Source organism: Microbacterium rhizomatis (assembly GCF_008710745.1).
In the GTDB taxonomy this organism is placed as follows: domain Bacteria; phylum Actinomycetota; class Actinomycetes; order Actinomycetales; family Microbacteriaceae; genus Microbacterium; species Microbacterium rhizomatis.
The window spans coordinates 227518-254099 of the sequence record NZ_VYSA01000004.1; the positions used below are offsets into that span (position 1 = coordinate 227518).

25 protein-coding genes and 1 pseudogene are annotated in these 26582 nt (G+C 64.0%); 12 read left to right on the forward strand and 14 right to left on the reverse strand.

The genetic code is table 11. The features are described from left to right. The first annotated feature begins 48 nt into the window (after positions 1 to 48). A complete protein-coding gene (locus F6B43_RS17010) occupies positions 49 to 2139 on the forward strand; it encodes a hypothetical protein (protein WP_150450198.1) in 2091 nt (696 codons plus the stop codon). 146 nt (positions 2140 to 2285) lie between these two features. Further along, positions 2286 to 3389, forward strand: a complete 1104-nt coding sequence (locus F6B43_RS17015; protein ID WP_150450199.1) for a glycerate kinase — start codon at positions 2286 to 2288, stop codon at positions 3387 to 3389. A gap of 167 nt (positions 3390 to 3556) precedes the next feature. Here F6B43_RS17015 and F6B43_RS17020 read toward each other — a convergent pair whose 3' ends face one another. From F6B43_RS17020 to F6B43_RS17040, 5 genes are all read right to left on the reverse strand, one after another. Continuing rightward, positions 3557 to 5206, reverse strand: a complete 1650-nt coding sequence (locus F6B43_RS17020; protein ID WP_150450200.1) for a purine-cytosine permease family protein — start codon at positions 5204 to 5206, stop codon at positions 3557 to 3559. A gap of 38 nt (positions 5207 to 5244) precedes the next feature. After that, complete coding sequence (locus F6B43_RS17025; RefSeq protein WP_170285722.1) at positions 5245 to 5697, reverse strand: SRPBCC family protein; 453 nt, start codon at positions 5695 to 5697, stop codon at positions 5245 to 5247. A 313-nt stretch (positions 5698 to 6010) separates the two neighbouring features. Then, entirely contained in the window at positions 6011 to 7192 is a 1182-nt protein-coding gene (locus tag F6B43_RS17030; RefSeq protein ID WP_150450202.1) for a PucR family transcriptional regulator, read from the reverse strand. Between the two features lie 32 nt (positions 7193 to 7224). Then, positions 7225 to 8160 (reverse strand): dihydrodipicolinate synthase family protein, encoded by a 936-nt coding sequence (locus tag F6B43_RS17035; RefSeq protein WP_170285723.1) that lies wholly within the window; start codon positions 8158 to 8160, stop codon positions 7225 to 7227. Positions 8161 to 8188: 28 nt separating this feature from the next. Next, positions 8189 to 9397 (reverse strand): LLM class flavin-dependent oxidoreductase, encoded by a 1209-nt coding sequence (locus F6B43_RS17040; protein WP_211368186.1) that lies wholly within the window; start codon positions 9395 to 9397, stop codon positions 8189 to 8191. 363 nt (positions 9398 to 9760) lie between these two features. On the opposite strand from F6B43_RS17040, the gene F6B43_RS17045 reads away from it, so the two are divergent. The 8 genes from F6B43_RS17045 to F6B43_RS17080 are packed head-to-tail and all read left to right on the forward strand — an operon-like array spanning position 9761 to position 16228. Then, on the forward strand, positions 9761 to 10201 hold the full coding sequence (locus F6B43_RS17045; RefSeq protein ID WP_211368187.1) for a flavin reductase family protein: 441 nt from the start codon (positions 9761 to 9763) through the stop codon (positions 10199 to 10201). After that, positions 10198 to 10950, forward strand: coding sequence for a 3,4-dihydroxy-2-butanone-4-phosphate synthase (gene ribB, locus F6B43_RS17050; protein ID WP_150450204.1), 753 nt, complete (start codon positions 10198 to 10200; stop codon positions 10948 to 10950). Before F6B43_RS17045 ends, ribB begins: the two co-directional genes overlap by 4 nt. Continuing rightward, positions 10947 to 11885, forward strand: coding sequence for a dihydrodipicolinate synthase family protein (locus F6B43_RS17055; protein WP_150450205.1), 939 nt, complete (start codon positions 10947 to 10949; stop codon positions 11883 to 11885). Before ribB ends, F6B43_RS17055 begins: the two co-directional genes overlap by 4 nt. After that, positions 11882 to 12910, forward strand: coding sequence for an alcohol dehydrogenase catalytic domain-containing protein (locus F6B43_RS17060; protein ID WP_150450206.1), 1029 nt, complete (start codon positions 11882 to 11884; stop codon positions 12908 to 12910). The genes F6B43_RS17055 and F6B43_RS17060 overlap by 4 nt, the downstream gene beginning before the upstream one ends. A 19-nt stretch (positions 12911 to 12929) precedes the next feature. Further along, a complete protein-coding gene (locus F6B43_RS17065) occupies positions 12930 to 13361 on the forward strand; it encodes a GlcG/HbpS family heme-binding protein (protein WP_170285724.1) in 432 nt (143 codons plus the stop codon). Between the two features lie 22 nt (positions 13362 to 13383). After that, complete coding sequence (locus F6B43_RS17070) at positions 13384 to 13845, forward strand: hypothetical protein (protein WP_150450208.1); 462 nt, start codon at positions 13384 to 13386, stop codon at positions 13843 to 13845. Next, positions 13842 to 15401 (forward strand): GMC family oxidoreductase, encoded by a 1560-nt coding sequence (locus F6B43_RS17075; RefSeq protein WP_150450209.1) that lies wholly within the window; start codon positions 13842 to 13844, stop codon positions 15399 to 15401. The genes F6B43_RS17070 and F6B43_RS17075 overlap by 4 nt, the downstream gene beginning before the upstream one ends. Next, complete coding sequence (locus F6B43_RS17080; RefSeq protein WP_211368188.1) at positions 15398 to 16228, forward strand: sugar phosphate isomerase/epimerase family protein; 831 nt, start codon at positions 15398 to 15400, stop codon at positions 16226 to 16228. Before F6B43_RS17075 ends, F6B43_RS17080 begins: the two co-directional genes overlap by 4 nt. A 130-nt stretch (positions 16229 to 16358) precedes the next feature. Here F6B43_RS17080 and F6B43_RS17085 read toward each other — a convergent pair whose 3' ends face one another. From F6B43_RS17085 to F6B43_RS20045, 7 genes and pseudogenes are all read right to left on the reverse strand, one after another. Further along, the gene (locus F6B43_RS17085; protein ID WP_150450210.1) at positions 16359 to 16808 is read right to left on the reverse strand and encodes a methylglyoxal synthase; all 450 of its coding nucleotides are present in this window, start codon (positions 16806 to 16808) and stop codon (positions 16359 to 16361) included. Between the two features lie 8 nt (positions 16809 to 16816). Next, positions 16817 to 17641, reverse strand: a complete 825-nt coding sequence (locus F6B43_RS17090; protein WP_150450211.1) for an ATP-binding cassette domain-containing protein — start codon at positions 17639 to 17641, stop codon at positions 16817 to 16819. Next, on the reverse strand, positions 17638 to 19167 hold the full coding sequence (locus tag F6B43_RS17095; protein ID WP_246160027.1) for a dipeptide/oligopeptide/nickel ABC transporter permease/ATP-binding protein: 1530 nt from the start codon (positions 19165 to 19167) through the stop codon (positions 17638 to 17640). Before F6B43_RS17095 ends, F6B43_RS17090 begins: the two co-directional genes overlap by 4 nt. 96 nt (positions 19168 to 19263) lie before the next feature. Continuing rightward, positions 19264 to 19440: pseudogene (locus tag F6B43_RS20135) on the reverse strand (hypothetical protein); the annotation flags it as partial. Then, positions 19437 to 20381, reverse strand: a complete 945-nt coding sequence (locus tag F6B43_RS17100) for an ABC transporter permease (protein ID WP_150450213.1) — start codon at positions 20379 to 20381, stop codon at positions 19437 to 19439. The gene F6B43_RS17100 and the pseudogene F6B43_RS20135, both read right to left, overlap by 4 nt. Positions 20382 to 20432: 51 nt before the next feature. Then, a complete protein-coding gene (locus F6B43_RS17105) occupies positions 20433 to 21962 on the reverse strand; it encodes an ABC transporter substrate-binding protein (RefSeq protein ID WP_170285725.1) in 1530 nt (509 codons plus the stop codon). 218 nt (positions 21963 to 22180) lie between these two features. Further along, the gene (locus tag F6B43_RS20045) at positions 22181 to 22312 is read right to left on the reverse strand and encodes a hypothetical protein (RefSeq protein ID WP_281349564.1); all 132 of its coding nucleotides are present in this window, start codon (positions 22310 to 22312) and stop codon (positions 22181 to 22183) included. 682 nt (positions 22313 to 22994) lie between these two features. Here F6B43_RS20045 and F6B43_RS17110 point away from each other — a divergent pair. Beyond that, positions 22995 to 23348, forward strand: coding sequence for a hypothetical protein (locus F6B43_RS17110; protein ID WP_150450215.1), 354 nt, complete (start codon positions 22995 to 22997; stop codon positions 23346 to 23348). A 615-nt stretch (positions 23349 to 23963) separates the two neighbouring features. Here the strand turns inward: F6B43_RS17110 and F6B43_RS17115 are convergent. Further along, entirely contained in the window at positions 23964 to 24209 is a 246-nt protein-coding gene (locus F6B43_RS17115) for a hypothetical protein (protein WP_150450216.1), read from the reverse strand. Between the two features lie 817 nt (positions 24210 to 25026). On the opposite strand from F6B43_RS17115, the gene F6B43_RS17120 reads away from it, so the two are divergent. Further along, positions 25027 to 25635 (forward strand): RNA polymerase sigma factor, encoded by a 609-nt coding sequence (locus tag F6B43_RS17120; RefSeq protein WP_150450217.1) that lies wholly within the window; start codon positions 25027 to 25029, stop codon positions 25633 to 25635. A 506-nt stretch (positions 25636 to 26141) separates the two neighbouring features. On the opposite strand, the gene F6B43_RS19670 is transcribed toward F6B43_RS17120, so the two are convergent. After that, positions 26142 to 26582: hypothetical protein (locus F6B43_RS19670; RefSeq protein WP_211368177.1), on the reverse strand; the 441-nt coding region annotated here is incomplete at its 5' end.

The window sequence follows — 26582 nt, forward strand, 5'->3', positions numbered from 1 at the left end:
ACCCACATCCCCATCGACCGTGAGGAGCTGGTGGGCCGCCACAAGGTCGTGCTCACCGAGGTGAACCCCGAAAACGTTCGGACGGTGGGGAACGGAACGTTCGCCTACTCGTTCGACTTCACCGGGATGCAGTCCTTCCCCAACCTCCACGATCAGTCCGCCGCATGGAACAGCGCCCAAGCGGCAGCGGGTGGGGACATCACCGCCGCGTTCTCAGCCCCCGCCACGATCGACACCGCCACGATGTCGAACTGGGGATGGCATGAAATGCCAAACCCGGACGGGTTCGCGCTCGAGGACGCGATGACCGACTATCAGACCGCGCGCGGCACCGTCTCCTACCCGGACCGGTACGCGTTCACCCCCGAAGGCAAGGTCGCCGAGGGGTACGAAGCCGGCGCGTGGCTCCACGCCAACCCGCACCGCCTTGATCTTGGCCGTATCGGGCTCGTGCTGCGCGACGCCGTCGGCGCGGATCCCATCGAGGACCCGGAACAGGTCACCTCCGCCATGCAGACGCTTGACCTGTGGTCCGGTGTCGCGAACAGCACGATCACCTTCGCCGGCCAGTCGGTGACCGTGGAGACTGTGGCGGCAACGGACAGCGACACTGTCGCGTTCCGGATCACCTCGCCACTGTTGGCCGACGGACGGCTGGCGATCGGGTTCAGCTTCCCGTACGGCAGCGACGGTTTCCTGCAGACCGGGGACTGGGCCGCCGACAGTCGACACACCTCGATACTCCGCACTTCGGAAGCGGGGCGCGCGGCAATCACGCGTGAGCTGGATAACACCCGGTACGTCGTTGATGCCCGATTTGATTCAGGTGACATCCGCGAGGTGTCCCCGCACCGGTTCGAACTCACGACGTCTGCTGACGCTATTGAACTGACCGTCCAGTTCGCCCCGGATTCGTCCGGCATCGGCCGGCCGAGCCTGTTCGAAGAGGTCGAAGCGAGCTCCCTGTCCGGTTGGCGGGAGTTCTGGGAATTAGGTGCGGCCATCGCGTTGAGCGCACCCGACGATGACCGTGCTTTCGAGCTGGAGCGACGTGTGGTGCTGTCTCAGTACCTCACGCGGGTGAATTCGTCGGGTGCGCTTCCGCCACAGGAAACGGGACTGGTGACCAACTCCTGGCACGGCAAGTTCCACCTCGAGATGCATTTCTGGCACGCCGCGCATTTCGCCGGGTGGGGGCGGCCCGAACTGTTGGAACGAAGCTTCCCGTGGTACCTGTCGATCCTGGACGTGGCCCGCCAGACCGCACGACGGCAAGGGTATCCGGGGGCGCGGTGGCCGAAGCAGGTCGGACCCGACGGCCGGGAGAGCCCTAGCGAGATCGGTTCACTGCTGATCTGGCAGCAGCCGCACATTCTGTACATGCTGGAACTGGCTTGGGGTGCCGCATCCGCCACCCACCGTGCGCAGCTACTCGATCAATTCACCGAGCTTGTCGAAGAGACCGCCACCTTTATGGGCGCGTTTGTGGAAGAGCGAGACGGATCCTTTCACCTCGGCCCGCCGGTGATGCCCGCCCAGGAGTTCTACGACTCCCGCACCACCGAGGACCCGACCTTCGAGCTCGCGTACTGGTGGTGGGGATTGGAGATCGCACAACGCTGGCGTGAGCGATGGGGCGCTGCCAGGCGTGAAGATTGGACCGACGTGCAGAGCCGACTCGCTATGCCGTGCGTACGTGACGGTCACTACCAGGCGATCGCGACACCTCCCTATCTTCGCCGAGACGATCACCCATCGCTCCTCGCCGCTTTAGGGGTGATGCCTCCCACACCGCTTATCGATCCAGGCATCATGTCGGCCACTCTGCAGGACATCATGGACGACTGGGACTGGGGTTCCGCGTTCGGATGGGACTACCCAGTCATGGCGATGACGGCCGGCCGGCTCGGCGACGCAGAACTCGCCATTGATCTGCTCACCCGCGAGGCCGTCAAGAACCGCTTCACCGCCGTGGGCCACAACCCGCAACTCGGTTCCCTACTCCCTATCTACCTGCCCTCGAACGGAGCACTGCTCGCTGCAATCTCGTTGCTGGCAACCGCGGGCAAGGACGCTACGCCTCTGTTCCCAGAGGATTGGAGCGTGAACGCGGAAGGATTCATTCCGTGGCCCAACTAGGAATCGGCCGAGCGTCAGTTCTACGATCGTGCGCGTCCCCCTATCTGCAGACCCCTCCGGTGTCAGCGGACACGGTGTGCGTACCCGGAGGCTTTTAGTCGCGACTTGTCAGCGCGGCCCGTCGATGCGTCCGGTAGCGTGTGGTCGTGATCGTTGTCTTCGCTCCCGACTCGTTCAAAGGCACGATTCGCGCCGCAGATGCCGCCAGTGCCCTGGCCGACGGGTGGTTGCGCGAGCGTCCTGATGACGAGGTCGTGCGGTTGCCGATGGCCGACGGTGGCGAAGGGACGCTGGCCGCGTTCGCAGCAGCGGTCCTCGGCGCAGAGCGCATCCCTATCCGTGTCACAGGACCCGACGGGGCACCGGTGGATTCGGCGTGGCTGCGACTTCCTGCCACTGCCGACGCGCCTGCCGGAACGGCGATCATCGAGCTCGGGTCTATGTCCGGTATCGAGCTCCTCAGTGAACTGTATCCACTCGAGGCGCACACCTTCGGCCTCGGCCAGGCCATCGCAGCCGCGCTCACGGCGGGCGTGTCGCGTGTCATCGTCGGCCTGGGCTCGTCGGCGTCCACTGACGGGGGCACGGGCATGCTCCGCGCCCTTGGTGCTCGTTTTCTCGACGCCGCTGATGCGGAGGTTCCGCTCGGTGGGGTGGGGCTGCCCGCGATCACCGCAGTCGACCTGACCGATCTGGTGCCGCTCCCGCCTGGGGGTGTTGCTGCGCTGACCGACGTGACCAATCCACTCCTCGGAGCGCGCGGGTCGGCTGCCGTCTTCGGACCCCAGAAGGGTGCCGATGCGGTCCAGATCTCGCAACTCAATGCGGGACTGGCCCACCTCGCCGGTCTCCTCACCGCTGACCCGTCGGCTCCGGGAGCGGGCGCCGCGGGCGGCACGGGTTTCGGTCTCCTCGCGTGGGGTGCCACTCTTCGGCCGGGCGCGAGCACTGTCGGTGAGCTGATCGGGCTGCCAACGGCGGCGGCACGAGCAGCCGTCGTCGTTACCGGTGAGGGTTCGTATGACGGGCAGTCCGCTGCGGGCAAGGTTCCGGCGTATGTCGCGTCTCTTGCTGGCGGGCGGGCTCGTGTCGCGCTGGTCGCGGGGCGCATCACCCCGGATGCCGATGTCTCCGCCTTCGCCTCATCCGTGTCGCTCACCGACCTTGCCGGTTCGGCAGAACGGGCGATGAGCGACGCCGCGAGTTGGCTGCGGGCCGCGGGTGAGCGGCTGGCGCGGGACATTACCTGAACCGGCGTGCAACGCGAGTCCGATTCGGACGGACACGGAGGACGTTCGCGGTTTTCGCTCATGCCGAGTGATCGGCTTGGATAGCCAGAACAGAGCGTGCCATACAGCGCGAACGGCACCGGCAAAGGCTTCCGAAAGGGGAAACCTCGCCAGTGCCGCGCGTGTTGCTACTTGGCCTGGTGCAGGGGGTCAGGTTCCGACGAAGCCGACAGCATTGCCGTGTCGGCTTCGTGCCTCGACGCGGCGCGGAAGCTGTGACCGTTGGCGCACCCCGAGCAGATTGCCTGGTGATTGCTTGAGGGGTCACGGTCCATCTCTACTGCTATGTACGACTTCTTGCAGTTGTGGCACTGAACTCGGATCTCCCAGATGTCGTCCACCTCGTCTCGCGGATCGTAAGGCCGCGTCAGCGTGAACCAGGTCGGGCGCGCGAACAGCAACGCGAGAGCGTAGATGCCTCCGGCGAGGACGAACGCGATGGGCAGTGCCCATGTGGATCCAAAGGGTGAGTTTGTGGTGAGCAGTGCTATTCCCACGATGGAGGAGATGATCCACGCTCCGAGACCGCCGGGATTGACCGCGGGGACTCGACCAGGCCGGAATTCGATGAGCCGGCCTCTCTTGCTGGCGTTCTTGCGCGATCGGTATGCCATCTGGACAAGCGCGATGGCGACCCAGGCGACAATGATGACCCCTTGGTAAGAGAGCCATTGCAGGATGAAGGAGAAGACGTCCAGGAACATGACGCCGAGCATGACGACTCCGACCACGACGGCCCACAGCCAGCGGGGGAGTCTGACTTTGAAGACCTGCGCGAAGAAGCTCTCGAGGTAGGAGGACGCGAGGTAGAGGTTGGCGGTGTTGATCTTGGTCTGGGTGGCGAAGATGAAGATCACCCCGAACACGCCCATGAGTTTGACGATGCTCACCACCACACCGATCTCTGAAACTCCGTCTTGTGGGATCACCGCGACGAGGTAGATGCCGATAAGCCCGTTGATGAAGTAGGAGAAGAAGTAGAAGACCGGTCCGAACGTGATCCACCCGTTGAAGGTGATATCTTTCGGTCGGGCGAGTCGGGCGAAGTCGAACGTGTACATCATGGTCGCGTAGATGCCCATGTAGATGACGAAGACATACAACCACCCCGGTCCGGCGAGCACTGCGGTGGTGGCCGGGGGCTGGTCTGCCCAGTCCGGGTTGTACCCGTACGCCAGTGTCGCCCAGACCACCGCTCCGACCATGCCTGCCACGAAGATGGGGAGCAGCCATTTGTTCACACGTTCCAGCCAAACCCGGACACCGCCCAGAACCAGAGGGACGGACAGGGCGACGACCACGACGTACCACAGCTCAATGGGGCCACCGAAGTAGGTCTGTAGCGCCACCGCGACGACGGACCCCTCGAACACCGCGAACCAGATCGCAGTCAGCGCGTACACGATCGTGACGAGCGCCGCACCGGAGTATCCGAAAAGGCTACGAGAGAAGAGACCCACGGTGAGGCCCGACGTGGTGGCGGTCTTCTGCATGAAGTAGTTGATCAGCCCGTACGTGGCGCTGGCCAGCGCGATCCCGATGATGGCATCGGCGGTCCCGACGATCGAGGCCGCGGTCGCTGCGAGCACGACGGTGAACATCGCGGTGAGCAGCGAAGACCAGGCGAAGGCCATCCCTGCCCGTCCGATGCGCCATGTTCGGGGAACGACATGCTCGGCATAGTCATCGCGGGCAGCATCGGCGACAACGTCCGGGTCGTCCGTGTCACGGACGACCAGTGTGGGCAACGGGTTATTCGCCTGTTCGGTGGTGGACATGTTCGGTCTCCTTTGACCAGCGTGAGAGTAGGGAGGGTTCAGTTGAGGGTGCGCGTCGAGGAGAAGCGCTCTTTGATCCGCTGCAGGCCCGCACCGTAGATCTGGTCGGCGAGCAGGTGGTCATTCGCCGCGGCGTCTGCGGCGTCACTGTCGTAGGTGCTGCTCCAGTCGACAAAACTGCCCCCGGTGTCGGAGATCAGGGTGACGCGCATCGTCGAGTAGTAGTTGGAGAACGGAAAAGGCCCTTCCGTCAAGTGGTAGGTCAAGGTGTGAGCGATGTCGTCCCGTGCGACGAGAGTCTCTTTGACGACGCGTCCATCGGTAAGAGTGATCACCCGTTCACAACCCAGGAGGTCGACTGGCTGCTCATCGGTGATGAGGCTTCCTGCGACGAGCGCGAGGTAGTCCGGTGTTCCGTTGAAGTCCTTCACGTAGTCCCAGACGACGTTCGGTGGCGCCTCGACGACAGTGCTGGCGAATGAGTGTGGCACGGCAGTTCCTTCCGTCCGGCCCGGACCCGTGCGGCGCGACATGTGGCCGCGCCGCCAGATACGAGCTGATGTGTGAGGTTCGTCCCCAGGAGAGCACGGCGTGCGGTTGCGGGCCGCGCTCCCGGGGCTGTCTCAGCATGGGACTTTCCTGCGGCCGCCGTAATGGATCAAGGGCCTACCAAATGACCCGGCACAACTGTGCGATCGTCACAGTCGCCCACGATCGGCGAGGCAGGTTAGCCGTGCGGTAATGCGCCCAGTGATCGTCGTCCTGGGCGCTATGGGCAGCGGTTTTGAGGCGATTATGGGCGGGTCAGTCTTGAAGATTCTCCCAGCGGAGAGCCACCGCCATTTCGATCAGGTCTGTGAGGTTCAGTGGGTCGAAGCCCGTAAGCTCGTGTATTCGCCGCACCCGGTTCGCAACAGTATTGATGTGCACATACAGCTGCCTCGCGACCTTGGCCTGGGAGAGGTTGTTGTCGATGAGGGACAGGAGGGTCTCTCGAAGCTGCGGGTTGCTGTCCAAACCGTTGAGCCGGGATGCCGCGAGGAGGCTGCTCAGGTGCGGCCGTGCGCGCAGGAGCTGGTCGATGAGCACCTCGTGGTAGAACGCAACGCGCCCTGCGGGTCGAACCCCGGCAATCTTTGCGGCATCCATGGATTGTTGGCAGCCGGTACTGGCGGTGCGAAGGTTTTGCGCTGGTTGCCCAACTCCCACCGCACACCCGTCCGGAATCCTGGCCGCCTCGATCGCCGCCCGCAGGGCGGCATCCCCCTGATCTGTTCCCTCCGTCGCGACGACGAGCACAAGGGTCGCGTCCGCCACGTTACCGGTGAGCACTCGTGCGTGGTTTGTCAGTTCAAGCCGGGTCTTGAGTCGTCGCAGTGCGCGCTGCGTTTCGAGCTGGTCGACGCCCGGTGGCCACATGATCGCGATCGAGACCACGGGGGTCTCCACGTCCACGGAGAGCAGCCGTCGCCAGTCCTCCATCTCGGCGTCGTCTAGCGTCAGACCGCTCGCGACGGTGGACACCAGTTGGTTCTCCGCGGCCCGGAGGGCTTCTTCGGCGGCGGTGAAGGTTTCGCGATAGGAGTTGATGATTTGTTGGGTGAGCGCATCAAACGTGGAGGTCAAAAGATCAGCGACGGTCCCGGCTCGGAAATCGACCAACTCGCGAGTGTCCGCGAACAGGTCTAACATGAGCACCCGTTCGGTGAGGCGGAAGGCTTGGATTACTGATTCCAGCGGCACCAGCTGACGCGCCCGGATCGAACCGACACTGCGGGCGTGGGAAAGGTCCTCGTAGGTGGGGAGCTTCCCGTCCCGCAGCACGCGCAACGCCAGGTTCAGATTTGCCCGAGTTGAGGGGATCAGATCCGCCTGCTGAAAGTACTCAGAGGAGTATCCAGGGTATTCGTTCCACACCTTCTCGACGATGAGCGTGGTCATCGCTTCAACATCGGGGGTGTAGTTCAGTTTGGACTCGGACACCACCCGGGCATCGTACCGCCGTACAGGCACGACTCTCAGATCAGACCGGCCGCGGCCATCGCTGTGCGGACGATTCCCTTGTCTTTCTCATCCGGCTGGATCTCCGGCGCCCGTACCCGCGCACTCGAGAAGACTCCCAGAACCTGCAGGGCGTACTTCGTGAGCGCGGCGAATGTCGCTGACCGGGGGCGAGTGGAGCCGAACGTCGCGTCAAGAATCGGCAGCAGCGTTGTGGCGAAGACGTCACGGGCGGCACTGTAGTTGCCGTCGCGGAGATGGGTCACATACATCGCCCAATGCTCGGTGCCGACCGCACTGGCACCGAGCAGCAGACCGTCGGCACCCAGCATCATCATTGATAAGAGCTCGGGGGCATCGCAGGCAGCCAGGACGGCGGCCTGCCCGCGGACCGCGGTGAGCTGTTCAAGGTAGTACTCCGCATGCCAGACCGCATTCTTCACCGCGACGACTTGGTCGATTCGGGCGATCTCGGCCAGTGTCTCGGTCGTGTAATCGCACCCGGTTGCGTGCGGATATTGGAACACCACGATCGGGACATCGGCCTCGGCGAGTTTCTCGAAGAACCTCACCGGCGCTACCGGGCTCCTGCTCAGCGTGCGCCGCGCCATGCTGTCAAATGGCGGCAACACCAGCACTGCGTCGGCCCCTGCCGCCCTGGTCTCAAGAAGAACATCGATGCCTGCCTCACCGGAGACCGGATCGACGCCGGCAATCACATACTGCTCAGTCGAGAACACGGATCTGGCGGTGCGCACCACATTCAGTCGCTCGGCGGGTGTTAGCGAGATCAGTTCGCCGGCATGCCCGTTCACGGCCACACCGCTGACGCCCTCTATCCGGCTCATCGATGCCAGGTAGGCCCCGAATTCGTTGTGATCGATTGCCCCGGTGCGCTCGAACGGGACGGTGGGCGCAGGAAACAAGCCACGAAGTTTCAGGGGCTGCGACATCGCGAACCAGTCTGTGCTGATCGGCGGGCTACTTGCGGAGACCCATTTTTCGAAGGATCGGTAGCACGTCATCCTGCATCTGGTGCAGGCCCTTTTGCGGGTCCGCGAAGTTGATAAACAAACTTTCGATGCCCACATCATGGAGCGCTCGAATCTTCTCCGCGACGGTCTCGGGGGAGCCGTAGAGCCGAGGGGAAGTCATGCCGAGGCTGAAGGTCTTGACGAACTCTTTGGTCAGTCCTTTGTATTCGGCGTAGTCGTCTGATTTGGGGGAGGAGTCTCCCGCACCGAACGTGTCGATTCCGGCGAGGGCCTGGTAGTAGCCGTACACGGCCTCGAGGTCGACCTGGTCCTCGTACCACGCCAGACGTTCCTCGGCCAACTCATCGGTGGCCTCGATCGATGCCCAGGACATGGTCGCGATCTTCACCCTGCGGTCGTACTTTGTGGACAGATCACGGATCTGGGCGACCTTTTCCCGGTAGCCATCCAGCGACGGGGCAAGAGTGAAGACGACGTCAACGTTGCGCACCGCGAAGTCGATGCCCTTAGGTGATCCACCGGCATTCATCAGCACGGGCCGCGGGTTGCGGGACGGGCCAGGCGCCACGACGGCGCCATAGGACTGGTAGTACTTCCCCTCGAAGTTGAAGCGCTCCTTCTCATGCCAGAGGTGCTTCATGAGAACGACGAATTCTTCGGCCATGTCATACGCTTCGTCGTGGTCAAGGGCGTCGAGCCGTCCGAACGCCGCGCGTTCCTGTGCCTGATAGCCCGACACGATGTTCAAACCCCACCGGCCATTGGAGATGTGATCGATGGTGGCCCCGAACTTCGCGATATGCAGTGGATGGAACCCGTAGGTGATATGCGCGGTCGAGATCACGCCCATCCTTTCCGTGATCGGTGCGGTCGCGGCGGCGCTGGCCAGGAAGTCCAATGCCGCCCCGTTGAAGTTGGTCGCGCCGCCCCCGCCGATCCAGCGTCCGAACGGCACCTGATAGTCGAACCCGATGTCTTCGGCCAGCTTGATGAGCTTGCTCGATCGCTCCCACACCCAGTAGTCAGCCAGGCGCGCTTCATCCGTGAGCACCGCCTTCGACGCGGTCATCCCGGCGCGCACGTTCCAGCCGAAAAACCCGAGCTGCAAGGGCTGCCCGGTCTCCAAGTCGGGCTGCCCTCCCGGATCGAAGGGACCGCGCATCGTCTCGACAGTCTTGAAGCCGTTGTCAACCATTCATCATCCTCTTTTGCTCCGTCCAACCTGGTCATCACTGAGCGGGTCGGATCCAGTACGTGTCTCGAACGCCGGCGCATCACGCCGCGGGTGCCGCCGTCGGGTTCATCGGCGTTCTCGTTCGGTTGTGGTTCAGTTTTGCGGGGCCGGGCAGTCAGGGCAATGGTCAAAGGAGCCACATTTCCCCCAGCAATGGGTGTGGGGGTTTCACAGGTTGCTGCGTCGAATCTTCCGGCATTCCGCCCTTGAGTTGCGACCTTCCCACATGGGACGGTGATTCACCTAGTGATCTAGGAGTGGAGGAACATCGTGGTTCAAGAAGCAACACGTGAACTTGTCGGCGCAGCGGCGATGCGCGAAACCATGGCCCTGTTCGGCACAGGGTTGACGGTGATCACCGGAGTCACCGGGGACGGCCCGGTGGGGTTCACGTTGCAGGCGTTCTCGTCGCTGTCGCTTGCGCCGCCGTTGATCTCGGTGAATGTGTCACGCACCTCCACGTCCTGGCCGAAGATTGTCGACTCTGGCCGGTTCGTAGTCAACGTGCTGGGGGAGGGCCAGGAGGAACTGGCCCTCGCCTTCGCCAAGTCGGGTACCGACAGATTCGCGAATGTCGAGTGGACACCCGGCCGCTCAGGTGTGCCCCGTCTTGCGGGGTGTGTCGCATGGATCGAGTGTGAGCTGGTCGCCACCTACGAGGGCGGGGACCACACCATCGCGATCGGTGGCGTCCACGACCTGATCGAGGGGACGACACGGCGTCCACTCCTCTTCTTCGACCGCACCTTCCGGACCCTGGCATGACCTTCAGCACACAGTCCAGCCTGGCGCCCATCCCCGAGGTGCTCGAGGCCCTCCGGGCCGGCCGACCCGTCCTCGTCTGCGACGCCACCGACCGGGAAAACGAAGGCGACGCCGTCATGTCCGCAGCTCTTGCGACCCCGCAATGGATCGCGTGGATGGTCCGCAACACATCCGGGTACCTGTGTGCGCCGCTGCCTGGTGAGCTTGCAGACGCTCTTGCGCTTCCCCTCATGGTCACCGACAACCAGGACACTCGTCGTACGGCGTACACGGTATCTGTTGACGCGGCGTCGGGTATCGGCACCGGAATCAGCGCACACGACCGGGCACGCACGCTGAGACTTCTCGGCGCCGCGGACTCGACGCCCGCGTCGTTCATCCGACCCGGACACATCTTGCCTGTCCGCGCCGTTGACGGTGGTGTCCGCGAGCGCGCGGGCCACACCGAAGCTGCCGTGGAGTTGATGCGCGCGGCTGGGTTGCCGCCGGTGGGAGTGATCGGCGAGATGATCTCCAGCGACGGCTCCACCATGCGGATGGAGGAACTCTTGACCACCGGTGACCAGGACAGCCTGCCTGTGACGACCATCGAGCACCTCATCGAATGGCTGAACGAGCACGATCGAACCCGGCCGCATCGCCCCGCGTCCTTCCGGCGTCGTGCGCCGCGACCCACCCCGGAACCGCCCACCCACGCTGCGCCCCACGATGAGTCGAGAAGACCGAAGAGAATGGACCCCACCACATGAAGATCGCGTCCCACAAGGTGATCGCGTCCGTCGCCCTTCCGATGGCCGCCGATGGCGACCCTGACTTCGTCGCCTTCCGCCGATACCTGCGGTGGCTGTCAGATGAGCAGGGCATCACTGCGTTTGCGATCAACGCCGACACCGGCGAAGGAGCGCACTTGGACAACCCGGAACGGCTGCGGACAGCCGAAGCGGTGCGTGAGGAATTCGGGGACACCGTCTACCTCGTGTCCGGACTGATCGCCACCCATGACCGTGCCGCGAATCGGCTCGCGAACGACCTTGCCACGGCCGGGACGGACGCTCTGCTCGTTTTTACCCCGCCCGCGTTCGCGGGCACGACAGTGAGCGCGAACGCGCTTGTCGGGTACTACTCCGCCACGCGGGAGGCCGGGCTGCCCCTGATCGCTTTCAGCCTGATGGCCGATGTCGGGGGGGTCACCCTCACGCCGGACATCCTCGCACCGTTGTGCGCGGTGCCGGACCTCATCGCGGCGGTCAAGGACGCCTCGTTCGATGCGCGAGCGTACGTGCGCACACGCGACCTGCTGACGCAGCAATTCCCCGACGTGGAACTTCTCACCGGATGCGACAACTTCATCCTCGAGTCCTACCTCCTCGGCGCTCACGGCAGCCTCCTGGGTTTCGCGGGCTTGGCGGGCGCGGCAACCCTACGGCTGCATGACCTGGTACACGCCGGCCGTATCGCCGAGGCGATTCGATGGGACGCGGAACGGATCGCGCCGCTGGCCTCGGTGATGTACGGCGAACCGATCCGCGACAACCGGTCCCGTCTCAAGGAGGCTCTGGTGCACCTCGGCGTCATCGACGCGGCCCATCTTCGCGCCCCGCTGCGCCCGGTGGCGGCGGCAGACCGAGAACGTATGCTCGCCGCCGTGGATCGCACCTTCGCCCCCTTCGGGGTGATGGCGTGAAGGCTGTCGTCATCGAGGAGTTCGGGCGTGCCACGCTGAGGGACATCGAACAGCCGGTCCTGCGCCGGCCGAGCGACGTGATCGTGCAGGTCGCTGCCGCAGGTGTCTGTCAGACAGATCTCGAAACCATTCAGGGAGGTCTGGTCGCAGCGTACGGTGTGCCCCAGTTCCCGTACGTACCCGGTCATGAAACAACCGGGTGGGTGCATGAAGTCGGAGACGCGGTGACGGCAGTCACTGTCGGTGACGCGGTCGTCCTTCACCCGGTCTCCACCTGTGGTGTGTGTGCCGCGTGTCGTCGCGGCGCCGACATGTACTGTCCCACGCGAACCTTCCCGGGGGTGGACGGGTCCACACCCGGCGGCTGGGCGGAATACATCCGCGTCGACGAGCGTGCCCTAGTGCGGGTAGATGCGGACGCCGACCTGCTCGCGCTGTGCCCGCTCACCGACGCAGGCCTGACCGCCTACCATGCGGTCCAGCGTGCGCTCGGCACCCTTCCAAGAGGCACCGACGCCGCCGTGATCGGTCTGGGCGGCGTCGGCCTATTCGGTCTGCAGTTCCTGCGCGCGGCAATCCCTGGCAGGATCGTCGTGCTGGAACCCAACCCCGCAAAAACAACTCTGGCCCGTGAGCTCGGTGCCGACGATGTTGTCACAAGCGTGGGCGCGCGCGCCCAGGCGCACGCACACTCGATCGCACCTGACGGATACAGTCTGGTGTTCGATTTCGTCGGCTCGTCCGACAGCGCCGACATCGCGGTTGCTCTCGCCGCCCGTGGCGGCACCGTGTCGATCGTGGGCGCAGGAGGAACCCTCACTATCGACACGCTCACCGCGGTCGTCGCCGAATTGACCATCCAGTTCAACCTCGTCGGCACCCACACCGAACTCGAGGCGCTCGTCCGCGCCCGTACACCCGCGATCCGATCTCCCTACACCAGCTACGCCCTCGCAGACTTCGAACATGCCATCAACGACATGCGCGCCGGCCGGGTCGTCGGACGCCCCCTTCTCATCCCCTAACCACGTCTGGAGAATCACAATGACTACCCCCAACGCCCTCGTACGCGCCACCCGCCAGCTCACCATCGACGGGGCACGCGCCATCGTGCGGGCCGCTGCCGGGCACGCGCAGTCCCTTTCCATCCCGGTCACGGTCGCGGTGACCGACGCGGCGGGACGCCTCATCCTGCTCGAACGTCTGGACGATGCCCCGTTCGCGAGCGTGCAGGTCGCGCAAGATAAGGCCTTCAGCTCTGCCAGCACAAACACGCCGACGAGCGCCTGGTACGCCATCGCCCAAGGCGACCCCGAGTTCGGCTATGGCCTGAAGAGCATCGACCGCCTCACCCCACTCGCGGGCGGTGTGCCGGTGCTCTCCGACGGCGTGGTCGTGGGGGCGATCGGCGTCAGCGGGGGCAGCAACACGCAAGACCAAGCCATCGCCGAGGCGGGTGTGGCCGCGCTGGCCTAATCCGCAGACGGTGCAGCACCTCATGGATCACGACTCGGTCGACGACGCTCTCCTCCGCACCGCAACACGCGTCGCCCGGCTGAGCTTTCCACATGATGTCCCCGGCGATGTCTACGCCACAGCGGCAGCCGACGCCCTTGCAGAAGTATCCGCCGACCCGCTGATCGAGGCCAGGATTCAACGCGCGCTGCGCTGGGCCGTCGAACGCGACCCGTGCAACGACCAGCTGTTGGCATGGCTGACGGACCACTCCGACGAGGACTGGTTCCGCACCTTCCGCCAACTCGTCATCCCCGGCATCTACGGACATCCGGCGGTCTGGGCGCGGATCGGGTACGAAGGCCCGTCGCATCACCTCGGCGGATACCTCCACCGAGGATTCAACGACCTGACTTGGTTACCCGAACCGCGCATCGAGGAATCCATCGAACTGATGGCCGACATCGGACCAGATACGAGATCGGACGACGGTGAAACCCGGTGAGCACACGATTCGATCTCACCGATGAGGACGTCCTCGTGGTCATCGGTAGCGGGCCTGGCGGCGCAACCCTCGCCTCGACCCTCACCCGGGCCGGCAAAAAGGTGGTGATGCTGGAGGCGGGCCCCTGGCTGGCGACGGAGGACTTCGTCAACGATGAACGCGAGGCGCAACGCCTCCTGGGATGGGATGATCTGCGCACAACCTCGGGCACCTGGCAGCTCGGGGACGACTTTCCGGGTAGTCCGGCGAACATGGTCAAGGCCGTGGGTGGGACGACGCTCATCTGGACGGGACTCACGCCCCGGTTCAAAGCGCACGAGTTCGCGGCGCGGTCAACGTACGGTGAGATCAGCGGCACCAGCATTGCGGACTGGCCGATCGGCCTCCCGGACCTGACGGCACACTACGCCGAAGCGGAGCGCCGACTCGGGGTATCGCACCGTCACGGCCGCCGGCCACTACCCGCGAACAACAACTACAAAGTTTTCGCCGCAGGCGCAGAGGGAGTCGGCTACCGGCACTACGCCACCGGGCCCTATGCCACCAACGTCGACCCCTCCGACGGCCGCCCCGGTACCGTCCAGGACGGATTCAACTTCCAGGGAGACCGGCAGGGTTCGAAATGGTCACCGCTGGTCAGCGAGATTCCGCGAGCGATCGCCACCGGCAACCTTGATCTCCGCCCCAACTCGCACGCATTCTCCATCGAACAAGGTGAGAACGGGCGAGTCACCGGGGTCGCGTACCTGGACACTGCCGGAGCAGCACGATTCCAGCGCGCCCGGGCCGTTGCTGTCGCCGGCAACGCGATCGAAACCCCGCGCCTGCTTCTCCAGTCCACGAGCCGACGTTCCCCCGCAGGACTCGGCAATCACTCCGATCAGGTCGGCCGACACTACACACGCCACGTATCCGGCAACGTATTCGCCCGATTCGACCAGCCCGTGAACTTCCACCGGGGCGAGTCCATGGCCGGGATCATCGCGGATGAGTCCCGCCACGACCCGAATCGCGCATTTGCGGGTGGGTACTACCTCGAACTGATCGCGCTCGCCCCCATCGCCTTCGCCCGGTTCGCGCAACCGCACGGCTGGGGGCGCGAATTCGCCGAAATGATGGAGCAATACTCCCACACAGCGGGCATCTGGATCAGCGGTGAGGACATGTCCCAGCCGACCAACCGCATTACACTCGGCGGCCGCGTCGATCAGCACGGCTTGCCGGTACCGAATGTGCACTACGACGATCATCCCGCTGACATTGCGATGCGCGAGGATGCCTTCACGCAGTCCCGTGCCCTGTATGCCGCTGTGGGTGCTGTGAGCGTCTCGGTTGCCCCGCCGACACCGTCGGGCCACAACCTGGGTACTGCACGGATGAGCAGCCACCCCGACGACGGCGTCGTGGACAGGTGGGGGCGCGTGCACGGGGTACCCAACCTGTTCGTCTCGGATGGGTCGGTGTTCACAACCAGTGCCGCGGCCAACCCGACCCTCACCATCGTCGCCCTCGCGCTCCGTCAAGCGGCCTGGCTCCTCGAGCAGGGCACGCTGTGAACGCACCGGGACGCCGAGTGGCACAAGCCCGCCTGTCAATCAACACCGTCACCCTCGGGAATCCACCCCTGCTGGATGCGCTCGACGCGATCGCCGCCACAGGAGCACGGAAGGTGGGGCTGTGGCGGGAAACGTACGACGGAATGACTGCAAGGCAGGCGGCCCGCGCTGTGGCAGATCACGGCCTTCAGGTGTCGAGCCTGTGCAGGTGTGTGCTTTCTCACGATACGCACACGATGGCCGACTCGCGGCGCGCGGTGGATGACGCTCACCAGCTCGGTGCCGCCGTGCTGGTCGTACTCGCTGGGGGACTACCGCCCGGCTCCCATGATCTCGCCGGGGCACGCGCCCGTGTCGCCGAGGCCTTCGCCGAACTGGCCAACGTGGCCGGGGAAGCCGGTGTGCGCCTCGCGCTCGAACCGCTTCACCCGATGTTCGCTGCCAGCCGATCTGTTGTGAACACCCTCCGCCAGGCACTCGACATAGTCGAACCATTCCCAGGCGAACGCGCCGGCGTCGTCCTCGATACCTTCAACGTGTGGTGGGACCCCGAGCTGGCAGACCAAATCTGTCGGGCCGGGCTCGGCAACAAGATCGCGGCGGTCCAGATCGCGGACTGGTCACGTAACCACGAACATGGGCCCTTCCTCACCCGCGCGCTTCCCGGCGACGGGATTATTGACAACTTGGGTATCATCGCCGCCGCTGACTCGGCCGGCTATCGTGGGCCGATCGAGGTCGAGATCTTCAACGACGATCTGTGGCAGCAACCTCCGCGCCGAATCGCTGAGAAAGCCATGAGCAGCTTCTTCGCTGCGCTATGTTGAACCCAAACCGGTCATTTCGGTGAGACTCCGGCCGTGATGCCGATGCGCCCGCGAGTTGAGGCGGGCTTAGCAGCAGCCCATTCCTTGACATTGCTGTGTCGGATTCATCCCAGGGTTGTCCTTGCCCGCGTCAGCCGTTGGTGAAATCGTCGATGGTCCGGTCGCCAAAGTCTGGTCGCACGATCGCGTAGTCGCCGGCAAGCAACGGCGAGGAGATCATGAGGTCCGCGCTGGACAGGTTGCACGCCACTGCGGTGTTCCACACCGCCGCAACTCTTAGCAGCGCCTTGACGTCGGGATCGTGCGGCTGTGGCTCAAGCGGGTCCCAGAAGAAGACCAGAAGGTCGATGGTTCCCTCGGCGATTCTGGCGCCGATCTGCTGATCGCCCCCGACTGGACCGCTCAGGAGGCGGGTCACGGGTAATCCGAGTTCGTACTGTAGCAATGTGCCGGTCGTGCCGGTAGCAAGCAGGTCATGCTGGGCAAGAGTTCCCCGGTTGAATGCGGCCCACCGCACCAACTCTGCCTTCTTATTGTCGTGCGCGACCAACGCGATGCGACGGCGAGGAATGGGTTCCATGTCGGGGGTTATGGAGTGCGAAGCGCCAGTCGCGCGTGCCGCCGCTTGGTCTGTTCGTCTGGGTCGGCGACGGGAGCGGCGAGGAGGAGCTGTTGCGTATAGGTGTTCGAGGGCGATTTTGTCACTGTGCGTGCGGTGTCGGTCTCGACGATGTCGCCGCGGTACATGACTGCCACGCGGTGGCTGATATGGCGGACGACGGTCAGGTCATGGGAGATGAAGAGGTAGGCGACCTTGGTTTCCCGCTGGATCTCGATCAGGAGGTCCAGGACGCGCGCCTGAGTGACAAGGTCCAATGCCGAAACCGCCTCGTCGCACACGATGAGTTTCGGTCCGATTGCGAGGGCTCGGGCGATCGCGACGCGTTGACGCTGACCTCCGCTGAACTCCCGTGCGTATCGATTTCCCGCGTCCTTTGGTAGCCCTACTCGGTCCAGAAGACCGTCGACTGATGCGACGGCATCCTGGCGTGATCGGCCCTGGGCAAGGAGAGGTTCACTGAGAATGTCCGATACCAGCATCGCGGGGTTCAAGGAAGTGTAGGGGTCTTGAAAGACCACCTGAATGTCCTTCGCGAGCTTACGGCGCTCTCGGGGGGGTAGTCCCTGAATGGGTTCTCCGTTGAAATCGATGGTTCCGCTGCTCGAGTCGACGAGACCGAGCACCGCTCGGCCCAGCGTCGTCTTACCCGAGCCGGACTCCCCCACAAGTCCGAGCGTTTCCCCGGCTGCAATCGTCAGCGAGACACCGTGAAGCACCTCAGTGGGTGGTTGCCGAAACCCCTTGCCGGGGTACTCCACACGGAGGTCTTTCACTGCCAGCAGAGGAGTCATCGTTCGGCGCTCCCCTCAAGCTGCGCGGGGGAGGGGACAGGATCAGTCCTGTACGTCTCCTCATCGAGGATGGCGGCGAGCAGTTGCTTGGTGTATTCGTGGTCTGCGTTCCGGTAGAGGTGTCGATAGCTACCTGTCTCCACGATTTCACCGGTTCGCATGACGGCGACTTGGTCGCAGAGGTCCGCGACGACGCCGAAATTGTGTGTCACGAGGAGCACGCTCATGCTGAGGTCTTTCTGAAGGGTGCGGAGAAGGTCGAGGATTTCGGCTTGCACGGTTACATCGAGCGCGGTCGTGGGTTCGTCGGCGATAAGGAGCCGAGGTCCCGAGGCGATCGCGCCGGCGATGAGGACGCGTTGCGCCATACCTCCGGAGATTTCGTGCGGGTAGGAGCGGTAGGTACGTGGAGGGTCTGCGATCCCGACCTGCCGGAGTAGTTCGAGTGCTAGCTGCCGTGCTTCGCGTTTCGAGCTGCCTGTTGTCGCACGGATACCTTCGACGAGTTGAGCGCCGACGGTGAATGAAGGGGCGAGGTTGGACATCGGCTCCTGGGGGACGTAGGCCACCAGCGTTGTCCGGAGTCGCTTGAGCTGCCCGGTGTCTCCGCCCAGTAGATCGTGTCCGTCGAGGGTGAATTCGTCCGCCTCCACGCGCGCTTCCGGAGGCAACAGGCCGAGGACCGCGAACGCCGTCTGAGATTTTCCGGATCCTGACTCGCCGATCAGGCCGAGGATTCCACCAGCATCGAGATCCAAGGAGATGCCGTTCACGACGCGCTTCATCTCTCCGCTGGTGGTGGGGTATGAGACGCGAAGATTCCGGATCCGCAGCAACGGCGAAGGGCCCTCGGAGTTCTCTGCGGCATCGTCGAGCGCGGTGGTAAGGGTACGCCGGGTTTCCGGCTCAGCCCGACGCCGGGTTTTGGTAGGTGTCAGGGAAGAGTCCTCTAGTGCGTCTCGAAGGCCGTTACCGATGAGGACGAAGCCGCCGCTGAGGATGGCGAGCATCACGGTCGGCCAGAGGAACTGGATGGGATAGACGTAGAGGTTCGCGAAGGCGTCGGCGGTCATACTGCCGAAGCTGGGCACGTCGTTGGTGCCAAGCCCGAGGAACGCGAGTCCCGCTTGGACGGCGATGGCGACACCAGCCAGAAAAGATGCGGTGATGACGATGGGGCCTCGTACGGCCGAAAGGACATGTCGGCGCAGGATCCGGGCTGTGGACAGGCCCGAGACGCGGGCCGCGTCAATATAAAGCTCGCGTTTGACGGCCACAACCAGGTTGCGAACAAGGCGGAAGATGGCGGGGCTGAACAGGAATCCGAAGATCCCCATCATGACGATGTACGACCCCCCGGTGATGGGGAACGCCACGATGAGCAGCACGAGCGCAGGGAAGGTCATCAGCAGGTTGAACACCCAGGAGAAGATCGAGTCCGTTCGGGGCTTGGCGTATCCGGAGATTAGCCCGAAAGGGATTCCGATCAGTAGAGCTACGGCAACTCCGGTGATCGCGGAGAGCATCGCCGTGTTGACGGAGGCGAGCAGCCGAGCGAAGATATCGCGTCCACTGCTGTCCCCGCCAAGGAGGTAGCCGGGTGTGCCGACGGGCGCGTTGACCGCGTCGAGGGAACTGAAGTTGGGGCTATGCGCGGACAAGACGGGGGCAAGAAGTCCGAGCACGATGACCGTGGCGATCAGAATCATCGATCCGACGGCCATCGGGTTGCGCAGGAGCCGTCGAAACACATTCGGGCGGCGGACGGTCTCAACGGAGTCGGGGATGAGGACGCTCATTGGACACGTGCTTTCGGGTTCAGCCAGCCGTTGACGAGGTCGACGAGGAGGTTCATGATGACGACGAGGATGACACTGAAGGTGACCACTCCGAGGATCGCCGGCAGATCTCCCTGGACGGCGGAGTTGAACGAGTATGTCCCAAAGCCGGAGAGAGCGAAGATGCGCTCGATGAACAGCGCCCCGCCGATCATTCCGATGAACTGGAGCGACAGGGTTGTCAGTGCGGGGGAGGCGGCATTGCGTAGCGTGTATTTGAGCAGGATCGCGCGTTCGGACACGCCGCGGCTGCGCAGCGTCCGGACGTAGTCGCGGCGTAGCTCATCGATCATCGACCCGCGGATCTGCCCGGCCACGCTGGCGATTGAGGCGAACATCAGGGTGACCGCGGGGAGCAGGACACTGCCGAACCAGCCGATGAAGGACGTCCCGATCGGCACATAGCCGGTTGCCGGGACCAGATGCAGGGTGATCGAAAAGACCAGGACGAGGAGGATGCCCAGAATGATCGGTGGGAACACGTAGCTGACGGTGGACACCGCCTGCAGGACGCGGTCAACGGTGCCGCCAGCGCGGGCCGCGGCCGTCACGCCGAGGAGGAGACTGAAGATCACGGTGAAGATCAAGGCGAGGAGCACGATCGACAGGGTGACGGGCAAACGGTTCTCCAGCGCAGCGGTCACGGGTTCCTTGGTGAAATAAGAAACGCCGAAATCACCGCGGACGGCTGCGGTGATCCACGACCAGTACTGCTCGAACGCACCACGATCCAGGCCGAGCTGGGTGTTGAGTGCGGCCACTTGCTCCGGTGTCGCGCTGCTGCCAAGAATGTTGCGTGCGACCGGTATGTCCGCCAGTTGGATGGTGAAAAACGTGAGCGTTGTCACGGCGAAGAGAAGCACCACTCCGGTGGCGATCCTCCGCAAGACGAATGAGATCATGTGAACCCTCGGGTGTGGCGCCGGCACGCGCCGACGCCACACCTCGTTGTGTTAGGAGGCGGGCTGGAACTGCTCGACGGTCAGAAGACCGGCGACGGTGCGGGGCGTGAACGTCACCGCTTTCGACGTGACGACCAGCTGCGCGTACGCGTACAGCGGAGCGAACCAGGCGTTCTCCACGCTCCACTGGTTGACGGCGCGGTACGCGGTATCAGCGTCTTCCGCGGAGGCATTAGCCGCGTTCTCGAGCAGAGCAGTCAGCTCCGGATCCGTTGCCCCGAACGGGTTCAGGTAGCCCGTGGGGGTGAGGGTGTCGTTTGTCACGATCTGCGGCACGCTATATCCGTTGATGAACCAGTACATCGGGTAGGTCTTGGACCCCAACACCGTTACGATCTGGTCGAAGGGTACCGGCTTCCATTCGACGGTGATGCCGATCTCGCCCAGCTGCTGAGTGAGGGTGGGTTCCATCGTCTGCGACAGGACGGAGCTGGGCATACTGACGGTGAACCCGTCGGCGTATCCGGCTTCTTCCATCAGCGATTTTGCTTTGGCGACGTCGTACGCGTACGTGTCGTTGAGGTCAGGGTCGTACGCACCCGAGCCCGGGTCGAAGATTTGCTCCGTCGGTGCACCCACGCCCGCAAGAAGCTTTTCCACGATCGCCTTACGGTCAACGGCGAGGTTGATCGCCTGTCGGACCCGCACGTCGGCAAGTGCCGGCTGGATCTCACCGGCACGGTCCGCGATGACGATGGCACCCCACGCGACTGGTGAAGTCTCCTGAACGGTGAAGCCCGCTGCGGTCAATGCTTCACCCTGCGCGGGGTTGGCGAGGCTCATGAAGTCGAGCTGACCTGCCTGAAGGGCATTCTGCTGTGCGGTGGAATCCGCGATCACGTTGACGACGACCTTCTTGAAGCTGTACGCGTCCGCGTTCCAGTAGTCCGGTCGCAGCTCCAGTGTGTATGTCGACCCGTCGGTGGTGGCATCGTTGTCCAGCACGTACGGTCCTGAGCCCACCGGGTCCAGCGCGGCGGAGTCCGAGCCGAGCGTTGCGGGGTCACCGATGACACCCGCGGCCTGTGCCAACTGATAGGGCAACGCTGTGTCCTGCCGGCTCAGCGTCAGGGTGACAGTCGAGTCGTCCGTTGCGTCGATGGAGGAGACGTTGGCGAATACGGCCGAGGTCGCGGGCGCGGTACTCGAGAAGGTGAGGGAAGCAGCCACAGCGGCGGCGTCCACAGGTTCGCCGGTGCTGAAAGTCATTCCCTCGCGGATGCTGAATGTCAGCGTCAGCCCATCGTCGGAGACCGTGTACTTTTCCGCGACGCTCGGCTGAACTGCCCCGCTGAGGTCGCGGGTGAGCAGCGAGTCGTAGACGCTAGCCCAGACGTAGGACGACACGCCCTGATCGAGCGATCCCACGGCCAGCGACGGCGGCGCTGAGGGCATCGACAGGGTGAGGACATGATCCGACGGTTGATCAACGTCGGCTGGTGCGCTCGGCGAACAGGCGGCGACCGATGCTGTGAGCACCGCGATGACACCGACCGAGGCCGCGAGACGGGAGAACTTCATTGAAACCCCTTTGTTGCGTAACGAGCACTGCATGGTGCGAACGTGTCCCGGAGACAACCAGCCCGGCGGCCTCCAGAATCGACGTCCTGGGCGGGAGATGATCTGTTCGATCGATGTCGATCCACAACTTTGTGAGTGTGAGCGGCACGCGCTGTTCCCGAACGGAAAGATACTCTTCCCGTTCGGGAACAATAAGCCCATTCAGTCACCCTGTCAAGTCACGGTGACACCGATGAACCGATCGTCGCCACGGCTTCTCGCGGTTCTGCGGTAGGTGCGTGGCGGTAGCCGTCGACGACGAGGATGCTGCACACGGCTTCGTCGCCGTTGGCGGCGACGTCCATGTGCACGGTCGGAGTGACTAGATTCTCTGGCTGGGTGCAGGAGGACTACTGTGTCCTTCCGGTGACGGTCCACACAGCAGGACCGAATCGGCGAGGACGCGACTATCGGCCTCGCCGCCTGGCGGCGTCTTTCTGCGTCCTGTTGGCCGCACTGACGGGCGGTGTAGTGTCCCCCGCCCCTGCCTGGGCGGGGCCGCCTCCCGCTGGCAATCCGACGAGTCAGGTGATGTCGACCGCGTCCAACCCGACGAGTCAGGTGATGTCGACCGCGTCCAACCCGACGCTCGGCAGTATCCAGATCCGGGGCGTGTACGACACGCAGACGTGCACCAACTACTACGGATGGCCCGTTGGGGAAAGGTGGGACAGCTCACGATGTACTGCTACCAGGGCGGCGAGCTACGTTGCCCGAACTGGGTCACCTATTCGATCACGAATCCCGGGGTCAACAATCCCTACCGGTCGTCGACCCCGAGCGCTGACGCGAGACTCTCAGCGGAGGAATCGACCGAGCAAGCGGAAATCTTGTCTTCGGAAGAGATCGTCGCACTCGAGGGATCGATTGAGGCGGGTGACGAGCAGGTCGCGTTCTTCTTACGAGCCTCTGCCCGACGTGATCGAAGCGCCGTAGCGTGACGCTGGAGACGTGGGTCGAAACCACCCACGTCTCCAGTTCCTAGGGAGTCTGATGGACCTGAACGAACACATCATTGCTGCCGTCGACCGTTACTGGGCCGACGACGTCCATATTCTTGGCGCGTGGTCGGATGGGCCAACGTCAGCCTGTGTGGTTTACTCCCGCACCATCGACCCAGCGTGGATTCTTGGCCACCGGTTCGAGTTCAACGCGGCTTCGGCGGACGGCACAATAGCGAGGGCTATGCTCGCGACATCGCGATCCATCTCGCCGAGCCGATCGGCGCAGCTGCTGAAGCCAGCCGTCAGGACCAGTACGGCATTCTTTGGGTGGCTCTTCAAGGGGGTGAACCGCCGCCTCAGCTGCCGGCAGACGTGGTGGATCGAGCCTCCTGAGCGGGGCTGATACGTCGCCAGTCGAGCGAGAGTGACCCGAGATGAACCTCCTTCGGCGGTTCGGACATCTCTTTGTGAGCCCACCGTGCTGTGGGCCGCCGTCTAGACCCCGGAGTGGAGAATCTCATGAACGAAACGGCGCTGTTCCCTGGCCCCGGGTACCACGTGTCGGCGGTTGCTGTGATTCCTCGAGGCCGAGCGATCTACTTGTCTGGCGCTGAGCCCGCCGCTGGTCCGGTCCGTCACCTTTTGGGGTACGAGCCGTTCACGGGCATGTGCATTGCTCTCGGAGCGGAGCCAGGAGAAGTCGCGTCCAGCATCGCTAGCTTTGGTGAGTTTGCGCGAAGCCAGCGGGACGCTATCCGGGCCGCTGGCCTGAAAGATGCTGCGGCGGTGTTCGTTGGCAACGTTCTTGTGAGGTACCGCGATGATGCGTACTGGGTCAGATACGGAGACCAGTTCCCTAGCGCCGGGACCGCCGAGCAGCAGTATGAGGTCCTTCAGCTCCTCGACTTGCTGATGGACTCCGACGATTCCACCTATCGGACCTGCGTGGAAATGATAGCCGGGTGGGCCGACCGAAGCCGACCCACCCCACCCCCTCACTAGCGGATAGCGGTCTCGCTCAGGTACCGCAGGCGCTGTCCTGGACATCGTCGTACGCAGCTGCCGTGTAGGTGGTTTCACCTCTGACGAGCGCGCCGTTCGTGATGGTCCGAAACCAGGTGGTGTTGGAGGCGTTGGCACAGTTGTACGCGTATTCGAGCGCGAGACTCAAACCGCCTGTCCGCTGGGCCGACCTGCTCGCAACGATGTTGTTGTAGTGCCCCCAGGCCAGGAAACCGATCGTTGACGACATGGCTGCGCTCACGAACGGAGCGAGGCAACTGTCGCATCCGGTGCTGGCGAGGGTTGGATCTCGACGGCGTTGGCCGGCCCACCGATACTGAACCCGACCACCACCGCAAAAGCGGCGATTGTGACCCCGACCGTTCTGGCAGATCTGCGAAATGTGGACATCTGATACTCCCTTTATCGATGATTGACGCGCGTATTGAACTCCCACACAGAGCCCTAATAGGTCATGTCCGGACGGCGCGAGAAGGTTCACAGGCGGGGCGCCCACCAGTTCCGGGTGAGCTCCATCACTGATTCGCGGGCATAGCGGATAAGTCGCGGCCGAGGTCGTCGAACGCTGGCCCAGCGTGCCGCACTCTCTCCCGGCCGGGGGCGTCGCTGTGCGTGACAATAGAGCCACCGAGCGACAGGAGAACGCCGTGAAAATCCCGAGCCTCTACGGTTGTGGTGGCACGACGGGGCCGGCGTGCGTGTATTGCGCTACGGCGGCCGTCAGTGGACCGTCCTGGCTCTCGTGAGCTTCAGCTGCACCCTCGCCAGTCTTGTCCCCGTAGAGAGCTTCCTAGCCCGCTCCATGCTCGTTGTCGTGCCGTATCTGCTGGTGCCGGCTGGGCTTTCGGCGACGACATTCGCGGTCACCGCCGGCGTGCTCACCTACGGTTCCGGCGTGCGACCCGGCGCTGACATTTGTAGATTTCACGCGCAACACCGCATTGTTAGGCGGCGGCGGGTGGAGTGCAGCTGGACATTCACAGCGTTGAGGGTCATCCGAAGCCTTTTGGTCGGATACAACGACCGGAATTCATAGGCTTGATGGAGGGGGTGGGGCGATGTACGAGGATGAGTCGGATGCCGCCCTGTGGCTTGAGGCGGTGTCGGGAACGGATCGTGCGTTCCTCGTGCTCTTTGATCGCTACCGCGTGCGCGTCTTCCGTGCGGCTTATCGGCGGACTGGCGACGTTGGCCAGGCGGAGGAGGCCGTGGCCATTGTGTTCTTTGAAGCGTGGCGGCTGCGGAAGCGTGTCCGCATCGTAGATGGGTCACTCCTGCCCTGGTTGCTCGCGGTGACGACTCGCGTGAGCTTCAATCTCTCTCGGGCACAACGGCGGTATGCGCGGATGATCGCCCAGCTACCGCCGGCACGTGAACAGACCGACCACGCAGCCGATGTCGATGAACGACTCGACAACCACAAGCGCACGGAAGCGCTGACGCAGGCGATCGCTTCACTCTCTCCAGGTGATCGTGCTGTGGTTGAACTATGTCTGGTGGAAGAACTTCCCCTTGCCGCAGCGGCGGCCGCGCTGGACGTTCCGTTGGGGACTGTGAAGTCCCGGTTGCATCGGGCCCGCCGTCAGCTGAGAACCAAATTGGGGGGTGCGGACATATCCATAGAGCCCATTGCTGCGAGTGACCCGACCGAGGGGAGGTTGTCATGACACCCGCCGAGCCCGAAATGTCGAGCGAGCGGACGCAGGCAATGCGCGAGCTTCTAACAGCACGCATCCAGAATGAACCTGCTATCCAGCGACGTCGCCTCCGCCAACGCTTTGCAATCTGGGGGAGTGTTGGGTTGCTCACTGTCGGTGTCGCGGCCACCGGCGCTGCGGTCCTGCTCGGGTCCGGACCTGTCACAGACAAGACCATCGTTCACTGCCTCAGCTCTACCACGCGCGGGGCGAACGGCGCATACCCCGGTTCGTCGGCGACGATCGCGGATGGCGGTGGTGCTGGTCGGGTGCATGATGCGATCGCTCTGTGTGCCGAGATGTGGGAGCAAGGGGTGCTCGGTTCGACCGTCGATCCCACCGCGCCGAGCCAGCGTCCAGGGTCGGTGCCCCCGTTGCAGGTGTGTGTCATGCGCGATGGGACCGCGGCCGTTGTTCCTAGCGAGAAGCCGTCAGCGTGCCAGTCTTTGGGTATGGCCTCGTTGGAGGAGTAGGCGTCATCCGAACGTCCCGGTCGGGCGGAACACGAGTGATTTCACGTTGTCGTTCCAGGACCCGATTGAGGCGCAGTATGGCGTGCAGTTCAGGCGACTTCCGCCGTAGCTGGTCGCGGTGTACAGAGTGACCCAGCAGCCATTCGATCCGCGGACGGAACTGATGCTGTTATCCCACCCCGAAGCGAGGCTCGAGAACCCGAACGTCACTCCCGCGCACCCACTCGTGCCCCAGAACGTGAGGCTGGCGCCCCCCGCGTTGTAGTCCTTGTAGACGGTTCCGACGATCACGCTGGCCGCCGCGCCGCGTGCAGCTCCGTCGCCAATGCCGAGAGAGTCGAGGTACTCCGTGACCTCGGCCTCGGTCGCGAAACACACGGGTTCGGCAGCGCTTTGGTCGTCTTGGTCGTTGGTGATTGGCGACACCTGGACCGCACAGTGCTC